This is a genomic window from Natronobeatus ordinarius (assembly GCF_024362485.1).
GTDB classification, from domain to species: domain Archaea; phylum Halobacteriota; class Halobacteria; order Halobacteriales; family Natrialbaceae; genus Natronobeatus; species Natronobeatus ordinarius.
The window spans coordinates 484,537-502,323 of the sequence record NZ_CP101456.1 but is presented as its reverse complement, the minus strand read 5'-3'; the positions used below and the strand labels follow the sequence as shown (position 1 = coordinate 502,323).

Below are 17,787 nucleotides of genomic sequence, written 5' to 3'. Positions count from 1 at the left end.
CACGGGCAGCGTTCTCGACGGTGGGACGTCGCCGGCCACACGTGCGCACACACTCCGAAACTGGCTGTGCTCTCACGGTTAGAGAAGGAGAACCGCTGCGCACCACGTATCGGCCAGTTTTTTGTCAAAGCTATACGATAGATGGTATTTTATGAGGCGCTTCAGTCTATGAGAAGCTAGTTAACAACACTCAATACTGATGTTTTAGCAGTGAATCGATACACCCAAATGTTCGTACTAAACAACTACGAGTGATGAAAGCAGAGAGACAGTTACAGATCCTGGCGGTAATCGGTCTCGTCATGGTCTTACTCGGCGGGATCGGCTACCTCGCCATGGTGGCCAGCGTGGACGAGGGAGAACGTGGCGTGATGAAAGCACAGGGTGCGGTGACCGGCGACATTCTGGACCCGGGCTGGCACTTTCCACTGATTCCGTTCTATCACTCGGTCGAGTACATCGAGATTCGACCGCAGACGTACACGATGAGCGGTGACATCCACGACGGTGACGTCGACGAAGAGGACGCAGTGGACTTCCGCTCGGCCGACCAACAGCACGTCGGTGCGGACATCACCGTCCGGTACGCCGTCGTCGAAGACGAAGTACACGAGTTCCATCGAGAGTGGAACACCATCAATCAGTACGAACAGCGGTTGCTTCGTCCCGAGACGATCGATACCGTCGCGCGGGAGGCGTCGGCGCTCAACGCCACCGAAGCGAACTCGCGGGACGGTCGTGAGCGGCTCGGCGATATCATCGCCGAAGAGTTGCGATCGGAGTCGCCGTCGTACGTCGAGATCGAATCCGTCCAGGTCCGAGACATCCACTTCGACCCGTCGTTCGAATCGGCCCTCGAAGAGGTAGAGATCGCCCAGCAGGAAGCCGATGCCGAACGGACCCGTGCCGAAGGTGACGCGGACGCCGAACGGATTCGCGCCGAAGGTGAGGCCGACGCACTCCGAGAAGTGCAGGAGGCGCTCACGGAAGAGAACCTCGCACTCGAGCAGATCCGGGCCTACGACGAGGGAACGGTCTACGTGATCGACGGCGAGACGCCGGTCATCCTCGATCCGGAGGACGTGGAGGCGACGGATGATTAGGGCCGTGTTCTTCGCCGGGCTCCTCCTGCTCGGGTTAGTGGCTGTACTCCTGCTCTACCGTATTTCGGTACGCAAGATCGATGCGGAGGCGGAGCTGAAAAAACGGGAGATGGAACACGAAGAACGAGCGAAGCTGTTCGAAGACGAGGAGCTGTAACGACCACGACGCTCCCGTGACCGATCGTCGCCTCGCTCGGGAATCACCGGGTGTGCGGCGTCCGACCGCAACTGGAGCACTCGATCGTGAGCCACGACGAAACCGTGCTCGGCGATCCTCAGAACCGTCACGTTTCGACTCCCGGTTTCGATGGGAGAGCGCTCGTCACGCCAGTCTCAGCCGGACCCCCTCGAGCGCCTACCGGCTCTGGACCGGCGCCGCGTCCTCGAGGAGCTGGTCGACGAGGCGGGTGAAGCGATCGACGAGCCGGTCGGCGACCGAGGGCGTGACGCGCGCCAGTAGCTTGCCGGTTCGCTCGGGGTTGGCGAGGTGAAGCGTCACCCGATTTCGCTCGCCGTACTGCTTCTCGACGAGCTCGCACTCGAGGAGGTGGCCGAGGTGCCACTCGAGCGTGCTGCGGGCGATCTCGAGTTCGTCGGCCACCTCGTCCGGCCGGGCCGGGCCGTACTCGATGAGGTAGACGAGGACGTCGCGGCAGGTCTCCCGGCGAAACAGTGCGAGCGCCCGTCGGTCCCAGTCGTCGTAGTCGGTCGGGTAGTAGTGGGTTCGTCCGTAGAGCTCCTCGGAGACGATCTCGCCCGAGCGCAACAGCCGCCGGACGTGATACTGCGTCTGTCCGGCAGCCAGATCGAGCTCCCGGACCAGCGCGTTGAAGTGAATTCCCGGATCGGTACTAACTCGCATCCTGATATTGTGTCGTACGTCACTCATGTTCTGGTGCCTCGCCAGTAGACTCCTTACAGAAAACCAGCCACGACGTGACAATGGGGGTATCTCTGGTTACCAGAATCTGGGAATGGCTGGAGGGGTTATACACGTCTGCTGACTAATATTCCGATCGTCCGTCACAGTCGCCGTTCGGTGCCGGTTTCACCGACCGTTCTGGTGCCCTAGAACGACGACACACCGCGGTCCACGAGCCAGTGATTCGACCATGACTCCAGATGTAACGCTCGCGCTCTCGATGCTGTGCTGGGACGAGGTACGCCACTCGCCGTTCCTCCACGGCGTCCTCCTGCTGGCCGGAACCGGGACGACTGTCCTCTTTCTGCTGGGAGTGAGTGCCTACTACCGGCGGCGATCGACGACCTACCTGCTGATCACGCTGGCACTCGGCGCCCTCGTCGTCAGGACGATCGTCGGGACCGGGACCGTCCTGGGAATCGTTCCGATGGGGCTCCACCACCTCGTCGAGCACGGCCTCGACGTCGTCATCGCCGCGCTGTTGCTCTGTGCGATCTACGCGAACGGCTCGAGCCTCGAGCAGCCAGCCGACGGTGACCGAAACGACCGACGGTGACGCCAGAGCCCACCTTCAACCGGTGTATCGACCGCTTAGAAGAGATACATCGCCGGCATGGCGACGATCGAGGTCGCCATCAGGATGGCGAACAGCAGCGCGATGGCCTTGTTCATCTTGCTCATACGGAACGCATTGCGCTCCTGATGCATGAATCTCACGACCCACCAGTTACCATCACTCGACCTGCACGTCGACGACGACGTGGGAAACGCCGGCGCTATGACTTTTCACCCGGCGCGTCTCGAGCACCTCGAACGTTCGCTCTGCCTCGTCGACCGCGGACTCGAGGCGCTCGAGCGGCCGCTCCCACAGTCGCGAGTCGGGCGTGGCCTCGTGGTAGTGGAGGATTCCTCCGGAAACGAGCGACGAGAGGGCGTCCGGAAGGAACTCCTGAGCCTCCTCGCGGCGCGTTCCGTGACCCTCGGCGTCGATCCCGTCGGCGCTGCCGTAGTAGCCCATGACGACGCGGTCGGCCTCAACCTCGCCGGCGAGGTCGCGACAGTCGGCACGGTAGGCGTCGACGCGGTCGGCGACGTCGTTGAGCACCGCGTTCTCGAGTAAGTAGCGAAACGAGGCGGGGTTCACTTCGGTCGCCGTCACAGTCGCGCCGGCACGAGCCATCGGCAGGGTGAAGTAACCGATGCCGGCGAACATGTCGAAGACGCGCTCGTCCGGCTCGACGACCTCGCCCATGCGCGCCCGTTCGGCCTGGTTACCCGGCGAGAACAGCACCCGCGCCGGATCGAGCGCGTAGCGCGTCCCGTGCTCGGTGTGGATCGTCTCGGTGTCCCGCCGGCCCGCGAGCAGCCGTCGCCTCGGCTCGCGGTGGGTTCCCGCCGTGCCGTCGTTCGCGACTCCCTCGTCCGCCAGCACCGACTCGGCCCCCTGGACCTCGAGCAGCGTCTCGCCCAGCTCGCCCTCGTCGGGACAGCCCTCGGGAACGCGGACGACGATCACGTCGCCGATCACGGCCCAGGACTTCGGCGCCGACTCGAGGTCGGCGTCGCTCCAGCCGCGGTCGGCGAGGCGGCCCTCGAGGCCCCGGTTCCGGGATTCGGGATCGACCTGCCGGATCACTTCGCGAACCCGCGTCTCTGCCGGTGGGTCGGTCACCGGCAACGCCACGGTGTCGACGTCGTACTCGCGAACGCGCCTCGAGTCGTCGTAGACGCACTCGGCGCGCAAAGACTCGATGGCGGCCTCGGAACGGGGTTTGTCGACGACGACGGCGAGCGGTTCCGGATCGTTGCCCGGTTCGACGGTCGAATCGACGCTCGAGTCGGCGCCGGGCCGCCTCGAGTCGGAGTCAGATCGTCTCGGGTCGGCGTCGTCGTCACCCATTGCCGGTGCCGTTGTCGGGGAGGATGTGGAGTCCGGCGCGGCTCTTGAGGACGGGAACCGTCTCGGCGTCGGGGGCAAAGTAGTCGGGACGGGCGATCGTCTTCGCCTGGTACGTCTCGGGATCGAGCACCTGGACGGCGTTCTCGTCCTCGACGGTGACGACGGTCGTCTCGACGGCGTCGTCGACGTCGCCGAGTCGTCGGGCGTCGGGCGAGTTTCCCTCCTCGTAGCTCGCCTCGTAGCGTTCGCCGGTCGTCAGCCGCGTCCCCTTGAGGTTGCCGTGGGCGCTGCGGACGAGGACGGGTCCGTCGCCGTCGTCTTTCAACTCGATGACGTCGCCGGGCACGTACGGCGGCAGGCGGACGGCGAACGTGACGCGGTAGACCTCGTTGCCGTCGGAGTCTTCGGTCACGAGCGTCTCCGCGTCGGTGACGGTGCCGCCGAACTCCTCGACCATCTTGTTCGCGATCTTTTTCCCGATCTTGTTGGTCGAGACCCGCATGTTCAGCCCGTCGGGTGTCTCGTTCGTTTCGGTGATGAACGCGTTGCGATCGCCCGTCGCTTCCATGTCGGCGACGATGCGCTCTGCGATCTCTTTCGCTCGCTCGAGTTCCTCGCTCGAGGGCGTCCGATCCTCGGCGCGAATCTGGACGATGCTCGCGTAGTAGTCGCCGGCGATTCGGCCACACCGGGTACAGGTCTGCCGGGAGATCTTGACGGGAACCGTCACCTGCTCTTCGACCGGCGTTCCCCGCACGACCCCGGTGAAGTAACAGTGCATCCGGATCGTGTTCTGGTCGACCTCCTCGGGTTCGACCTGCCAGGCGACGTCCTCGACGTCGACGTGGACCGCGAGCGCCTCGCTCACTTCATCGATGGCGACGTCGGTGTAGTCTTTCGCCCCGACGTCGACCCACCGTCGGCCGCGGTGGACCGCCCCACACTGCGAGCAGACGCGCACGTCGATCCGGTCCGGAGCGTCGACGAACTCGAAGTCGTCGAAGTAACAGGCATCACAGAGATCGACCTCCGCCCCCGGCCTGAGCGGATCGGACGCGTCGCTCTCGGACCGGTCGGGCACCGGTGCCCCACAGCGGGGGCAAAACGCACGCGTATCGGTCATGCCCCCCACTTTGAGGCAGACCGAGTTAAGCGGTGCGTTCGTCGTTTCCCGGCTCCCGCGTTCGATTTCACCACGTGAGAACTCCACACGAAATCGAGGGGTTGGTTTCCGAACGATTATTCAGGCACGTTCTGGAGCAGTGCTGGACCACACTCCGTTCAATCAGCCTCCGTTGAGTGGTTTCGGCAGGCTTCCGGTGTTTCGAACGTCCATGCGAGGACGAGCCACACCGGCTGGACCTTCCTCTCGAGTGGAACGCTCCCCCGCAGGTCTGACGGCCGTCAGACGATCGCGAGACAGGTCGTGTCAGACGTGTTTCAGTCGCCCGGTTTCCATGCGAAACGAGGGGGTCCGGCGCGCTCGAGTGATCGACTCACAGGCCCCGGTTTCGCGTAGAGCACGCCGGTGGCACTTAACTCGTCGGGCCGCCTCTAGTCGACCATGGACTGGAAGCCGGACTGGGGACTACGGTTCCGGATGTTCGTCACGATGTTCCTGTTGTTCGTCCTCTACATCGTCTTCGCGAGCGTGATCACCGCCTACGTCGGCGGCGGACCGTCGCTTTTCATCGTGCTCTTCGCGAGTTTCTCGCTCGTACAGTACTACTTCAGCGACACGCTCACCCTCAAGAGTATGGGTGCGAAAACGGTCTCGGCCGAGGAGTATCCACAGCTCCACGCCTCGGTCGAGCGCCTCTCCCAGCAGGCCGACCTTCCGAAGCCGAAAGTCGCCGTGATCGACTCGCAAGTTCCCAACGCGTTCGCCACGGGTCGAAACCAGAAGAACGCCGCCGTTGCGGTGACGGTGGGACTCATGCGGACGCTGAACCGCGAGGAGCTCGACGGCGTGATCGCTCACGAACTCGCCCACGTGAAAAACCGGGACATGATGGTGATGACGATCGCATCGTTCCTCTCGACGATCGCGTTCATGATGGTTCGCTGGGGCGCGATCTTCGGCGGTGGTCGCGGTCGGGGCGGTCGCGGCGGCGGCGGCATCGCCGTCGCGATCCTCGTCTCGCTGCTCGTCTGGATCATCAGCTACCTCCTCATCCGGGCGCTGTCGCGCTACCGCGAGTACGCCGCCGACCGCGGGGCTGCCGCGATCACCGGTAACCCGTCGGCGCTCGCCTCGGCGCTCATGAAAATCTCGGGTGAGGTCGACAAGGTCCCCGACAGGGACCTGCGCGAGGAGGCCGAGATGAACGCCTTCTTCATCATCCCGCTAAAGTCGGGCGTCGTCGGAAAGCTGTTCAGCACCCACCCACCCACCGAAAAGCGGATCGAGCAGCTCCGGAGCCTCGAGCGAGAGATGACCACCATCTAACCACCATTGCTCGAGTCCCATCGCTCGAGTGAGGAGCCAGGCCGATCACTCGAGTCGGCGGACGGTGACGAATCCGTCACCAGAGACGGTCACGGCGCACTCGTCGAGCTGGAACCACAGGTGGCCTCCGTTCCGCCGGGCGTCGTCGCTGCGGGGTTCGAACAGTTCGTCCAGCGCGTCCGGGTCGACGACCTCGTAGAGCACCTCGAGCTCCGTGGGGGGCTTCCGGGAGCAGTCGGCGACGGCGGAGACGATGGCGGCGGCCAGCGATCGGTCGCCGTCCCAGTCGTGGTGGAAGTGAGTCGTACTGGCGGGCGGCTCTGGGCACGTGTGAGAGTTGTTACTGGTTGCGTTCATGCGGAACACCCTGTCGCGTGTGAGTCTCTGGTGTGCTGACAGGGATACACTGCTACCACAGTGGATACTATAAAACCCCGTCAGACAAATTCCACTCATTTGTCTCACAAAATAATGTCGATCTCTCGCGGGGTGTGGGTTTTCGTCCGCGGTCTGTCTTACGGCGTTCCCGCTTGCGATTCGTGTCGCCCCGTCGACGCACGGTTGCGATTCCGACCGTCTGTCGACCGATTCGTGCCTGTCTTCGGTCGCTGCCGAGAGCGGCCGCGCTCGAGGGCTCACATAGATGGCGACAGCTATATTTGATTGTGACCCGCCCGTTATCACGTCACATGCATCCCTCCCGGCTGGTGTCGCTGTGTTGTGCTGGCGTCGGCGTCCTCTTCGTCTCTCAGACTGCCGTCGGATCGTTCCAACTCGATCTCGAGCACGGGTGGCGGCTGTTCGGCGGCGTGGCGCTCGTCGTCGCCAGCCTCTACGCGGCCGTTCGGTACGAGACCGAGCCGATCGTCACCGAGTACGGTCCGACGACGTACCTGCTCGTCGGTGTCGCGCTCGCGTGGATCGGGACGCTGGCGGCGCGACTCGCGCTCGGACTCTCCTAACCCCCCGCCGCCGCTGCTCGAGCGATCGATACCCATCGCGTGACCCCAGTCCGTCGCGTGACCCCGGTCTTTACTACCTCGAGCGCGCCATCGGTGCACATGCCAGCACATAGCCGCGACGTCGTCCTGCCGCTCAACGAGTACGACAGCATCGACGAGGCCGTCTCACTCGCCCGGCGGGCGGAGGACCTCGAGTACGGATACGTCTCGATCGGCGAGACGGCGGGCCGGAACGTCCCGCTCGTGTTGAGCGTGATCGCCGAGCGCACCGACGAGATCGGCATCGCCGACGACGTCCTCTCGCCCTTCGCCCGCTCGCCTGCCCTTCTCGGCCAGACCGCCGTCACGCTCCAGGAGATAAGCGGCGGGCGCTTCCGTCTCCGGCTGGGGGCCTCCTCGCCCGCGCTGACCGAACGGTGGCACGGCGTCGACTTCGACCGCCCGCTCCGGCGCGTGCGCGAGGCCGTCGAGATCGTCCGCCAGGTCCAGGCCGGCGAGCGACTCGACTACGACGGCGAGATGTTCTCCCCCAGTGGATTGACACTCGAGTGTGAACCCCCAGCGCAGCCGGCTCCGGTCGACGTCGCTGCCCTCGGCCCGAAGGCGACGGAACTCGCCGGCCGCTTCGCCGACGGCTGGGTGCCCCAGCTGTTGCCGTACGAGCAACTCGAGGCGCGCCTCGAGGACCTCGAGCGCGGGGCCGAACTCGGCGGCCAGGACCCCGACGAACTCCGCGTCGCGCCGCTGTTGCGCTGCTGTGCCCTCGAGGACGGCGAGCGCGCCCGCGAGTACGCCCGCTCCCAGCTGGCGTTCATGATCGCGATCTACGGCCCCTACTACCGGGGAGCAATCGCCGACGCCGGCTGGGCTGATCTCACCGAGACGGTCAAAAATCGGTGGCACGAGTCGGGTCGGGAGGCCGCCGTCGAGGCGGTCACCGACGACTTACTCGAGGCGGTCGTCGCCGCCGGGACGCCCGAGGAGGTTCGCACACAGGTCGAACGGTTCGAATCGATCGACGGCGTCGACGCCGTCCAGATCGGCTTCTGTGGCGGGATGAGCGAGGCAGAGCGCGAACGGACCCTCGAGGCGCTGGCGCCGTAGCCACCTCACCGGCGGACGGGGACGTTAAAGAGGACTGCCACCGCTTTTCGACGCATGGGACTACTCGACGGACTCCGCGCCGTCCTCGGCCTCCGCGCCGAGGCCGACGCGAAACGCGACGCCCACCCCGACGACCTCTTCGGGATGAGCACCGCCTACCTCACGATGGAGGCCGACCTCGGCTACGAGTCGATGAACGAGGGCGCGCTCTGTTTTGCCGGCGTCGACTCCCGTCGCTTTCGCGACGCCGTCGACGAGGTCGAGGCCATCCTCGAGGCCGGCCGCGAGGAGACCGGCACCGACTTCTCGGTCACCGAGGACGATCACGGCTACCACTGGGTGATCCTGTCTGACTCCGATCCCGAGGACCTGATCACGAGCCTGCACTTCGCCGCCGACACGTTCATCGAACACGGCTACGGCTCGCGCCTGCTCGCAGCCGTCTTCGGCTACGAAGACCACGAGGGTCCGGCCTACTGGATCTACTCCTTTCGCCGGGGCGCCTACTACCCCTTCGCCCCCCGCTCCGGCCGCGAACGCGACTCGAGCACCGAGTTCACCCTCGAGGCGGCGCTGGACGGCGAACTCGAGCTCGAACGCGAAAAGGAGTACTGGTATCCGCTGTGGCCGAGCCAGAGCGGCCGCCGCCCGTGGGAGTGACCGCGGACCCGAAACTCGTCTTCTCGCATAAACCCGTGGCTCGGCGCTCGACTCACCCGGTCGCCGTCCACCACTTTCACTTTCACTCTCCTGTTAACGAGGGTTTATGAGGGATCCGGCGCAAGGCCAGAGCATGGCAGACGTAGACCTCGAAACCCTCCCCGGCGTTGGACCGGCGACCGCAGACAAACTCAAAGACGCTGGCTACGACTCCTTCGAGAGTCTGGCCGTCGCGGCTCCCGCCGAACTGTCGAACACGGCCGACATCGGTGACTCCACGGCGGGTGACATCGTCCGTGCGGCCCGTGACGCGGCCGACATCGGTGGCTTCGAGACCGGCACGACGGTACTCGAGCGACGCAACGAGATCGGCAAGCTCTCCTGGCACATCGACGAGGTCGACGACCTCCTCGGTGGGGGCGTCGAGACCCAGTCGATCACCGAAGTCTACGGCGAGTTCGGTGCCGGCAAGTCCCAGGTCACCCACCAGATGGCCGTCAACGTCCAGCTCCCCAAGGAGGCCGGCGGCCTCCACGGTCGCGTCATCTTCGTCGACTCAGAGGACACGTTCCGGCCCGAGCGGATCGACGACATGGTCCGCGGGCTTCCCGAGGAAGCGATCGAGGCCGCTCTCGAAGACCGCGAGATCGAGGGCTCCCCGGACGACGAGGAGACACTCGACGAACTCGTCGACTCGATGCTCGAGAAGATCCACGTTGCAAAGGCGTTCAACTCCAACCACCAGATGCTGCTCGCCGAAAAGGCGAAAGAGCTCGCGAGCGAGCACGAAGACTCGGAGTACCCCGTCCGCCTGCTCTGTGTCGACTCGCTCACCGCCCACTTCCGCGCGGAGTACGTCGGCCGTGGCGAACTCGCGAACCGCCAGCAGAAGCTCAACAAACACCTCCATGACATCGACAAAGTGGGCAACCTCTACAACGCCGCCATCATCGTTACCAACCAGGTCTCCTCGAACCCCGACGCCTTCTTCGGCGACCCGACGAAGCCGATCGGTGGCAACATCTTGGGCCACAAGTCGACGTTCCGGATCTACCTCCGCAAATCCAAAGGCGACAAGCGGATCGTCCGCCTCGTCGACGCGCCGAACCTCGCCGACGGCGAGGCCGTCATGCGCGTCCAGGACGCGGGGCTGAAACCCGAGTAACGACAAAACTCTAGGTCGTATCCCAAACTCGTCTAGAGTCGGAACTAATCCCTGTGGAAACGGAGTTACCTCTGATACCTTGCCCGAAGTGACCCACGCACGCCACAATCGACGCGCAGTTCACAGTTAGTCTCGACCCAGACAAAACGTCACCGTCTGTCACACTCGCTTTGTCTCTCACTGTGATTCAGTTCGAGGCGGCGATCCGAACGATTTGGGGGTGTGGTTTTTGAACACGTTGCACCGAGAGATTGCGAGTTAGACCACACATAAAATAGTGGGTTAAATATATAATAGTATAGATAAACTTCGAAGTATGGGTAACAACCCTACCCAGACAAACAGGCCAGGTGTGTCGCGTAGGAGAGTACTTCAATCAGTGGCAACTACATCTACAGTGGGTGCGAGTGCTCTTAGCGGCGTTGCTAGGGCGGATGATGAGAACATTTGCGAAAAGTATAAATCAGCCAATAGTTTTAACAATGCGATCGACGAAGAAGAGGAATTCATTAACGCACTTCTCGAGTTCATCGATGGAAAGTGTGACGAGTTCGATCGATACGTCGATACAGTCTCTAAACCAGATGAATTTGGAGAGGGAGAGATCATAACAAAGAGAAAAAGCGGAGAAGAAACCGTTCCTCAACTGAATCTGATCAGAAAAACGGCTAGCGGCCCACTCAACATTGTACTATACCCAGATTCAGACGACGATCCTTTCGCAACACGAACTGTCGAAAAAGAAGACGAACTAGAACGGTTCACGATAAGTAAAGAAGCGGACAGTGGAGTCGAAATCGAAAAATCCACAAAACATCTACCTGAGGAGTCATCTCCAGATATTGGTTACGACTGCCCAATAACCTGTCCGACAGATGATGAATGCTGCGAATGTGTCGAAGAGTGTGTCAGCTGCTGCAACGAAAGTTGTACACCTGTATACACATACGGATGCAACTGCTGTCAGTACACTAATCCTAGTTGCTGGGGAGATTGTTACTAAGAATGACTATACAAAAGCGATTTACCAACCCAGACAAAGTAACGGTAATAGTATTCCTCGCACTACTAGCATTACCTATTCAGTATTTCGTGTTCATACTACTTTTCCCCGACGGAGGACTTGCAACAGTCAGATCTGTATTGGATAACCTCACAGAACTAGTACTATACCCAGTAAACCTTCTACTTAGCATCTTAGCCCCACCCCTCGAATCAACCCCTCTAGTTAGCCAAGGACGTTTCCAGGGAGCGATTGGGTTTATTACGATCCTGGTTTATTTCTACCTTATCAGTGTAGTTGTTAGCTCCTTCTTCGATCTCATTACCAGCCAAATGAATTACAAGAGTGATTGATACGGTCTGTTGTAATTCATTGGTCGTGTCCCAAACTCGTCTAGAGTCGTAACTGACTCCTGTGGAAACAGGGTCACCTCTGGTATCCAGCCCGAAGTGACCCATGCACGCCACAATCGACGCGCAAGTCACGGTTAGCATCGACTTCATCCGTCTTTAGTTAGGCGCAAAACCGCACGATAGCGTCGGCTTATCGGAGTTGCTTTTTCGAAGGAATGAGGAGGCGGAAGATGTGCAGTCTAACCCCTCCTCACAGGAAGTGGAACGCCATCTCACTAACTTCCTTCCATCTGAAGCGCTCGAAGACCACGCCGATGCCGTCGGCGTGGTCGAGCGCGATCGGAAGCTGCAGATTCCACCGCTCGTCTGGTCATTTGCGTTCGGCTTCGCTGGTGGCGCAAGCCGAACGCTCGCCAACTTCAGACGAAGCTACAACTCGACTGCAGACAAGACATTGTCCGCAGGAGGCTTCTATCAGCGGTTGACGCCGACTCTCGCAGAGTACCTCTGCGACCTCGTCGAGTACGGGCTCGACGAGGTCGCTGTTCCTCACACCGTCTCAGAGGAGTTCAACCGATTCAGAGACGTGATAATCGCAGATGGAACGGTTCTCCGGCTCCATGAGTTGCTTGCTGAGGAGTACGAAGGTCGCCGTGATGAGCAGGCTGGAGCACGGCTCCACCTGCTCCACAACGTCACTGAGCAGACGATCGACCGGTTCAGCGTCACAGATGAGAAAAGACACGACAGCACGCAGTTCGAGACAGGATCGTGGCTCGAAGGTCGGCTAGCGATCCTTGATCTGGCCTATTTCAAGTACCGGCGGTTCGCGTTGATCGACGAGAACGACGGCTACTTTGTGAGTCGACTGAAACGCAGCTCTAACCCGGTTGTGACCGACGAACTTCGGGAATGGCGCGGCCGCGCCATTTCCTTGGAAAGGAAGAAAATTTACGACGTCGTGGACGATCTCTGTCGCAAATACATCGACGTCGAAGTTGAGATCGAGTTTGACCGGAGAGAGTACGCGGGCACGCAGTCACGCGATACGAAACGGTTCCGCGTCGTCGGCGTCCGCAACGAGGACGCCGACGACTACCACCTGTACATCACGAATCTCTCACGCGAAGAGTTCCTGCCGGAGGATCTAGCGACGATCTACTGGTGTAGGTGGGAAGTAGAACTACTGTTTCGGGAGCTGAAGACGCAGTACAGGCTGGATGAGTTCGATACGACGAAGAAGCACGTCGTAGAGATTCTGCTGTACGCGGCGCTGTTGTCCTTGGTTGTGAGCCGTGAGTTGCTCAGTCTGGTCATCGAACACGCAGATGATGAGCTCGTGTTCCCGCCGGAACGCTGGGCGGCGACCTTCTGGTCGCACGCCCAGCTCATTCTCTACCGGTTGAGTGACTACCTCGGGTACTCTCCACCGCCACTGCTTGATCGGCTGATCGCCGACGCGCAGAAGATCCACAAACAACGGCCGGTTCTCCAAGAACAGCTCGCTACCGCCATCAAACCGGCTGCTGAGGCCTAACTAAAGACCAATGTATGGCACACAGACAAGTATTAGTTGGTGGAAAAGAAAGACTTAAATCCAACCACATATTATATAGATATATGTCGTATGAGGTGGCTCAAGCTGTTGTGAAAAACTCTGAAATGATCCATCTACTTTACAAGAATCTAATGTATAAGCGAGAATTGGCAGAAGAGATGGGGGTTTCAAAGAGCACTGTCGGTACTTCCCGACGATCGCTTCGTGAGTTGTGCTGAGTTACGGTCAACTGGGGCAAACGCTGGTGTGGTAGCTGAGCGAAGGACGAAATAGAGCTCTTGGGTGAAGAAGTCCGGGGTGAGAAAGCTGAGCTACGCTGTTCGAGGCGAATGCTGTTGCTCATTGGAGGCTTGCCCAAGGCCGCGGGCTGGCGTCAGCCCGCGGCCGATGCGTACGCTTCTGGCACACCTGTTCCGTTCATCTCGATCTCCCAGGTCCGCTCTAGCTCTTCCTCTAATGCGTGTCTGATCCAGTCAGAGAAGGTCTTGAACGTGAATTCCTCGGGCAGGTCGCGCCCGCCCCGCCGGGGGCGGGCGACGACCGCCCATCGAAGCACAAGCCAGAGGTTCTCCAACAGGAATCCAACCAGGACGAACGCAAAGCGGATGATTGGGTCTTGTGTCGTCGTTACCACCCGTGCTTGGCGAAATACACGGTAGCTCGTTTCGATCGCTGACCGTTTCCGATAGAGTCGTTCGACTTGTTTCGGCGTGCGATCGGCCAGATCGCACGCTACATAGCCTCGAACGACTTCGCCGCTTTTCCCGCGATCTCCGGCGTGATAGGAGACAGCGACCGCGAGCGGGAACTGGAATTCCCGCTCGCGGCCTTTGTACATCCGATAGGTCGTCATGTACGAGCAGTGCGTATCCAGCTTCTTCCTCATGCGCTTGCCCTTCTTTTGGACGGGTACGACAGTCGCAGCAATCTCCCGCGAACGACGCAGGATACGTTCGTTGTAGAAGCCACGATCAGCCAAGAGAAGGTCTATCTCGAAGGGATAGGCTTCGACGCGGTCGAGAACGCGCTCGACCGCGTCGGCTTCCTTCTCATCGCTCCGGACGTACGTCATGGCCAACGTCACCGGCTTCCCGTTCGAGACGAGATACGCGGTACAGTACCGGTGACACGTCGTTGTTCCGTCTTTCGCGTGCATGCGACAGAGTTCACCTTCTTCATCGGCGTGCGTTCCATGATAGGGGTTATCGACGAAGTCGATGGAGACGATCCTCGACCGGTCAGGGTCGAGGATCGTCATCGCTAACTGCATGAGAAGGCGGTTAGCAACCCGCTCAAGCCACTCCCGGTTGAGCGTATGGAGCCAGTCCATGACAGTGTCATCACAGGGGGCGTTGTCGTTGTCCTTGCACGTCTCCCAGATGGACGTCTGGTTGACCGCTGCAAGAATGACGACAGCCCAGATCTCGCCGGGATCGAGGGGCGAGCCCTCGATTCCCGGCAGCGGGAGCTGACAGATGACGTCTTTCGCTAAGTCTTTGACGTCCGAATCCGAAAGAACACCGTCTGGTTGAGGTATGGTGAACACATTCTCTCAACCGGACATTCTCCCAATCAGAGCAACGCTTTAGCTTCGGCTCTCACACCGGTCGGGAAGTACCGACTGTGTATAACGCGCACAAGCAGCTCGAAACACATAATTTAGTCACAAAAAGAAGTGGGAAATATACGCTGACGAAACAAGGAGAATTTGGTCCCGTCACAAACTCGTCTAGAGTTCGCCTCTGGTAGCGTCAACTGACACCTCCATTGTGATGGCTGTTTTGGCTGATCGCTCGAGCAGTTCGTCGGCGAACGCCGCGAACTGCTCAGGATCGGCATATCTCACGAGATTAAGCCAGAGGAGCGATTCTAGGCCGGATTCTGTCCATCGCATCCACTGGTTTTTACACCGTTTCGAGATTTCTCCCATGGCTCGTTCAACCACGTTCGATGTCCACGGTATCTCTTGTCCCTCGAGCGCGAGTTCGGCGAATGTCACGGTTGCTTGTGCCCATTTTCGGAGGTACGCCGCTGCTTTTGGAGAGTCCTGTTGCTCTAAGCGCCACGCCTCCTTCGTGAGGTTTTCGAGCGTTTGGTCGATCCGCTCGCGGATCGCCAAACGCTCATTCTTCGGTGCGTGAAGCGCAACTGAGTTCTTCAGATGAAACAGGTCGTTAGTGACGTCTGAGGCGATCTCTTTCCGCTTTTCAAGTGGGAAAGTACCGTCCTTCCACAGCTTGTACTTGAGCGTTCGACCAACGTGAACAAGATCGAGCTGGTGAGATCGATAACTGGCTTCGAACGCATCAACGAGGGAGTTTTCGCTGTCACTGACGACCGCAGCGTCGTCAGTGACCGCTTCCTTTTCCTTGAGATCTTCTGCTGTCTCAGCCCACGGTTCGTCCACATTGACGTCTAAGAGCGTGGTTTCCGTGTCGTCACCCTCGGTGATCTGTCCGAGGGTGACGTTGACGTCGTGGTGCGTGCAGTGGTCCTGCTGGCTATGACACTTCGTTCCGTCAGGAACGACAGTGTCTGCGTTCGTCCCAGGAAGCCGATCACGAACGAAGTCACCGAGTTTGCTGCCGTACTCACGGACTCGGCGGTTGATCGTCGTTCTCGAAGGCATCGGAGTGAAGCCGTCGCCGTGGGCGACGGCATCACGAAAGCTGAGCGACGTAGCGAGTTCGGTACTCTGGAGCGAAATATCCTCTTGATAGATGCGCTGCCCGTCGAATTCGATGAGATCTTCGAGAGGGCGGAAGTAGGTAGGATCGTCACCGGTGGCAGCGGTGTCTTTGACGTGATGAAGGGAAAATTCGTGCTCTCCTGCGGTTGTCACAGCTGTTCGTGTTGTGGTTCCGGCGCGCTGGAAACGGCGATCGCCGTTTCCGCGCGCGTGCTTCTCCCCACAGTACGCCTCGACGAGGCGCTCGTCGAGGCTTTTGACAAGCTCCTCGAGGATCGTCGCCTCGAGGTGAAGCTCTGTGAAAGATTCAGCGAGAGTGGCAAGCGGTAGCGTTTTGTCTAAGTCGATGCTAACCGTGACTTGCGCGTCGATTGTGGCGTGCATGGGTCACTTCGGGCTGGATACCAGAGGTGACCCTGTTTCCACAGGAGTCAGTTACGACTCTAGACGAGTTTGGGACACGACCGAGAATTTGCTGCAGTCGTTCATTATGGGTTCCTCAATCAACTGTATTATATAAAATCCAGTGAAAATGTTTTGTGAAGAGTATTTAAATCAATTAGTTAAATATATAATTATACAAGGACACTTTGAGATGTATGTCGGGCAGAAACGACAATACTGACCCCGGAAGTGTAGATAACACCCGCCGAACATTCCTTGGAACTGTTGCAGTGAGTGTCGGATTCGCTGGCTTTGGTTTAGGGACTGTTGTCGCGAAATCAGGGCCAAGCGTAGACATGAAAGATTTTGCTGTGGGTGGTCGAAAAAGCACGACCGTCGAAATCAGGCCAGAAGAGGTGGTCGTCAAAACGATAAAGCAAAGCCCAGAACTCAAAGAGCGGTACGGAGACGATAAAATACAGAATATTGAAACTTATGAACGCCCTGAGCCGGAAAGGGACGATCTTCCTCAAGAAGATACTATCGTTGAGACGGGAATGTGGAGAGGGTTCGTCGCAAAAGAGGATGAGTGGGTCACCCTGGCCGAATCAGACAATGCTGATCAGTTGATGTTCTCGCCCGAAGAAAAGAATGAGAGCGATATCGAAGTGAATTACCCAGACGAACACCCGAAATACTACCATAACAACGAAGATAACACCTTTGTCCTCAGTGGACCGATCAATCTGATTGGTAGTGTCCAATTTGATGATGCCGATCATTGTGCAAGTAACATCGCAAGTAATGGGACTGGGAGTTATACCTGGACTACATCAGTAGCTGATGCAACTCGGTACGCCCTGACTGGCCTTCAGTTCCAGGCTCATGAGTCATCTGTCGCTTCAGGTCCACTCGGAATTACTGGAAGAACGCACGGGCGGTTGTGGAATTCGAGCAGCCAAGTGCTTATTGCAGCACATGAAGACAATTGGGTTCCTCACGAAGCAGTCTCATATAAAGAGTCTGAAGAGCGGATCGACAGCTTCATGGAATCCAGCTTTAACCACTACGATGCCAATAATGCCGAAGATCCTGATGGAAACCAACTTCTTGATCACGATGGTGAGGTAACACTGGTTTTCGAGACGTAATCTCTTCCAACGTAACCATCGTGCAATTTCCCATCTACAGATTGAGATACTGTTACTTGTCTACGATACGTTCTATTCTCGCAATACGAAGTCTTTGTTTTCGGGACCAAATAGAGTTGCTCTTGGCTGATCGTGGCTTCTACAACGAACGTATTCTACGACGCTCACGGGAGATTGTCGCGACTGTCATTTACGTCCAAAATAGGCAAACGCATGAAGAAGCTGGGCACACACTGCTCGTACAGCGTCCGGAAAGCATCGGCCATCGTATGTGGGTTGAAACCACGGGACAACTGCGACATGATCCATACCTCGACGAGCTCGACAGACTCGATCTGAAACTCCATGATAACTGATCCGATCCATACTGACAGAAAAGTACGG

General features: G+C 59.5%; 17 protein-coding genes and 1 pseudogene. 12 read left to right on the top strand and 6 right to left on the bottom strand.

Annotated features, from left to right (window positions below):
- The first annotated feature begins 254 nt into the window (after positions 1–254).
- Positions 255–1,103: a prohibitin family protein gene (locus NMQ09_RS02600; RefSeq protein WP_255192893.1), complete on the top strand. Its 849-nt coding sequence runs from the start codon at positions 255–257 to the stop codon at positions 1,101–1,103.
- Positions 1,096–1,260, top strand: coding sequence for a hypothetical protein (locus tag NMQ09_RS02595; protein WP_255192892.1), 165 nt, complete (start codon positions 1,096–1,098; stop codon positions 1,258–1,260). Before NMQ09_RS02600 ends, NMQ09_RS02595 begins: the two co-directional genes overlap by 8 nt.
- Positions 1,261–1,458: 198 nt before the next feature.
- Here the strand turns inward: NMQ09_RS02595 and NMQ09_RS02590 are convergent, their stop codons facing one another.
- The gene (locus NMQ09_RS02590; RefSeq protein ID WP_255192891.1) at positions 1,459–1,992 is read right to left on the bottom strand and encodes a winged helix-turn-helix transcriptional regulator; all 534 of its coding nucleotides are present in this window, start codon (positions 1,990–1,992) and stop codon (positions 1,459–1,461) included.
- Between the two features lie 223 nt (positions 1,993–2,215).
- On the opposite strand from NMQ09_RS02590, the gene NMQ09_RS02585 reads away from it, so the two are divergent.
- Positions 2,216–2,581, top strand: coding sequence for a DUF7471 family protein (locus NMQ09_RS02585; protein WP_255192890.1), 366 nt, complete (start codon positions 2,216–2,218; stop codon positions 2,579–2,581).
- 177 nt (positions 2,582–2,758) lie between these two features.
- Here the strand turns inward: NMQ09_RS02585 and NMQ09_RS02580 are convergent, their stop codons facing one another.
- Positions 2,759–3,925: a class I SAM-dependent methyltransferase gene (locus tag NMQ09_RS02580; protein ID WP_255192889.1), complete on the bottom strand. Its 1,167-nt coding sequence runs from the start codon at positions 3,923–3,925 to the stop codon at positions 2,759–2,761.
- Entirely contained in the window at positions 3,918–5,048 is a 1,131-nt protein-coding gene (locus NMQ09_RS02575) for a 60S ribosomal export protein NMD3 (RefSeq protein ID WP_255192888.1), read from the bottom strand. Before NMQ09_RS02575 ends, NMQ09_RS02580 begins: the two co-directional genes overlap by 8 nt.
- 441 nt (positions 5,049–5,489) lie before the next feature.
- On the opposite strand from NMQ09_RS02575, the gene htpX reads away from it, so the two are divergent.
- Positions 5,490–6,374 (top strand): zinc metalloprotease HtpX, encoded by an 885-nt coding sequence (gene htpX / locus NMQ09_RS02570; RefSeq protein WP_255192887.1) that lies wholly within the window; start codon positions 5,490–5,492, stop codon positions 6,372–6,374.
- Positions 6,375–6,419: 45 nt separating this feature from the next.
- Here the strand turns inward: htpX and NMQ09_RS02565 are convergent, their stop codons facing one another.
- The gene (locus NMQ09_RS02565) at positions 6,420–6,731 is read right to left on the bottom strand and encodes a HalOD1 output domain-containing protein (protein ID WP_255192886.1); all 312 of its coding nucleotides are present in this window, start codon (positions 6,729–6,731) and stop codon (positions 6,420–6,422) included.
- 332 nt (positions 6,732–7,063) lie between these two features.
- On the opposite strand from NMQ09_RS02565, the gene NMQ09_RS02560 reads away from it, so the two are divergent.
- The 6 genes from NMQ09_RS02560 (at position 7,064) to NMQ09_RS02535 (ending at position 13,158) form a co-directional block, all read left to right on the top strand.
- The gene (locus NMQ09_RS02560; protein WP_255192885.1) at positions 7,064–7,336 is read left to right on the top strand and encodes a hypothetical protein; all 273 of its coding nucleotides are present in this window, start codon (positions 7,064–7,066) and stop codon (positions 7,334–7,336) included.
- 99 nt (positions 7,337–7,435) lie between these two features.
- On the top strand, positions 7,436–8,440 hold the full coding sequence (locus NMQ09_RS02555; RefSeq protein WP_255192884.1) for a TIGR04024 family LLM class F420-dependent oxidoreductase: 1,005 nt from the start codon (positions 7,436–7,438) through the stop codon (positions 8,438–8,440).
- A gap of 54 nt (positions 8,441–8,494) precedes the next feature.
- Positions 8,495–9,100, top strand: coding sequence for a PspA-associated protein PspAB (pspAB, locus tag NMQ09_RS02550; RefSeq protein ID WP_255192883.1), 606 nt, complete (start codon positions 8,495–8,497; stop codon positions 9,098–9,100).
- A 133-nt stretch (positions 9,101–9,233) separates the two neighbouring features.
- The gene (gene radA / locus NMQ09_RS02545) at positions 9,234–10,265 is read left to right on the top strand and encodes a DNA repair and recombination protein RadA (protein ID WP_255192882.1); all 1,032 of its coding nucleotides are present in this window, start codon (positions 9,234–9,236) and stop codon (positions 10,263–10,265) included.
- A gap of 316 nt (positions 10,266–10,581) precedes the next feature.
- On the top strand, positions 10,582–11,268 hold the full coding sequence (locus NMQ09_RS02540) for a hypothetical protein (RefSeq protein WP_255192881.1): 687 nt from the start codon (positions 10,582–10,584) through the stop codon (positions 11,266–11,268).
- 585 nt (positions 11,269–11,853) lie between these two features.
- Entirely contained in the window at positions 11,854–13,158 is a 1,305-nt protein-coding gene (locus NMQ09_RS02535; RefSeq protein ID WP_425607253.1) for an IS4 family transposase, read from the top strand.
- Positions 13,159–13,552: 394 nt separating this feature from the next.
- On the opposite strand, the gene NMQ09_RS02530 is transcribed toward NMQ09_RS02535, so the two are convergent.
- Together NMQ09_RS02530 and NMQ09_RS02525 are read right to left on the bottom strand one after the other, a co-directional pair.
- Complete coding sequence (locus tag NMQ09_RS02530) at positions 13,553–14,725, bottom strand: ISH3 family transposase (RefSeq protein WP_255192880.1); 1,173 nt, start codon at positions 14,723–14,725, stop codon at positions 13,553–13,555.
- Positions 14,726–14,908: 183 nt separating this feature from the next.
- Positions 14,909–16,252, bottom strand: a complete 1,344-nt coding sequence (locus NMQ09_RS02525; protein ID WP_255191950.1) for an ISH6 family transposase — start codon at positions 16,250–16,252, stop codon at positions 14,909–14,911.
- Between the two features lie 215 nt (positions 16,253–16,467).
- Here NMQ09_RS02525 and NMQ09_RS02520 point away from each other — a divergent pair, with 215 nt between their 5' ends.
- Entirely contained in the window at positions 16,468–17,403 is a 936-nt protein-coding gene (locus NMQ09_RS02520; RefSeq protein ID WP_255192879.1) for a hypothetical protein, read from the top strand.
- Positions 17,404–17,513: 110 nt separating this feature from the next.
- Positions 17,514–17,646 (top strand): annotated as a pseudogene (locus NMQ09_RS02515) (ISH3 family transposase); the annotation flags it as partial.
- Between the last annotated feature and the right edge of the window lie 141 nt (positions 17,647–17,787).

What these genes read in the sequence shown, in the direction of transcription:
- NMQ09_RS02600 (WP_255192893.1), top strand. Translation starts at nt 255, where the DNA reads ATGAAAGCAGAGAGACAGTTACAGATCCTGGCGGTAATCGGTCTCGTC.
- NMQ09_RS02595 (WP_255192892.1), top strand. Translation starts at nt 1,096, where the DNA reads ATGATTAGGGCCGTGTTCTTCGCCGGGCTCCTCCTGCTCGGGTTAGTG.
- NMQ09_RS02590 (WP_255192891.1), bottom strand. Translation starts at nt 1,992, where the DNA reads ATGAGTGACGTACGACACAATATCAGGATGCGAGTTAGTACCGATCCG.
- NMQ09_RS02585 (WP_255192890.1), top strand. Translation starts at nt 2,216, where the DNA reads ATGACTCCAGATGTAACGCTCGCGCTCTCGATGCTGTGCTGGGACGAG.
- NMQ09_RS02580 (WP_255192889.1), bottom strand. Translation starts at nt 3,925, where the DNA reads ATGGGTGACGACGACGCCGACCCGAGACGATCTGACTCCGACTCGAGG.
- NMQ09_RS02575 (WP_255192888.1), bottom strand. Translation starts at nt 5,048, where the DNA reads ATGACCGATACGCGTGCGTTTTGCCCCCGCTGTGGGGCACCGGTGCCC.
- htpX (WP_255192887.1), top strand. Translation starts at nt 5,490, where the DNA reads ATGGACTGGAAGCCGGACTGGGGACTACGGTTCCGGATGTTCGTCACG.
- NMQ09_RS02565 (WP_255192886.1), bottom strand. Translation starts at nt 6,731, where the DNA reads ATGAACGCAACCAGTAACAACTCTCACACGTGCCCAGAGCCGCCCGCC.
- NMQ09_RS02560 (WP_255192885.1), top strand. Translation starts at nt 7,064, where the DNA reads ATGCATCCCTCCCGGCTGGTGTCGCTGTGTTGTGCTGGCGTCGGCGTC.
- NMQ09_RS02555 (WP_255192884.1), top strand. Translation starts at nt 7,436, where the DNA reads ATGCCAGCACATAGCCGCGACGTCGTCCTGCCGCTCAACGAGTACGAC.
- pspAB (WP_255192883.1), top strand. Translation starts at nt 8,495, where the DNA reads ATGGGACTACTCGACGGACTCCGCGCCGTCCTCGGCCTCCGCGCCGAG.
- radA (WP_255192882.1), top strand. Translation starts at nt 9,234, where the DNA reads ATGGCAGACGTAGACCTCGAAACCCTCCCCGGCGTTGGACCGGCGACC.
- NMQ09_RS02540 (WP_255192881.1), top strand. Translation starts at nt 10,582, where the DNA reads ATGGGTAACAACCCTACCCAGACAAACAGGCCAGGTGTGTCGCGTAGG.
- NMQ09_RS02525 (WP_255191950.1), bottom strand. Translation starts at nt 16,252, where the DNA reads ATGCACGCCACAATCGACGCGCAAGTCACGGTTAGCATCGACTTAGAC.
- NMQ09_RS02520 (WP_255192879.1), top strand. Translation starts at nt 16,468, where the DNA reads ATGTCGGGCAGAAACGACAATACTGACCCCGGAAGTGTAGATAACACC.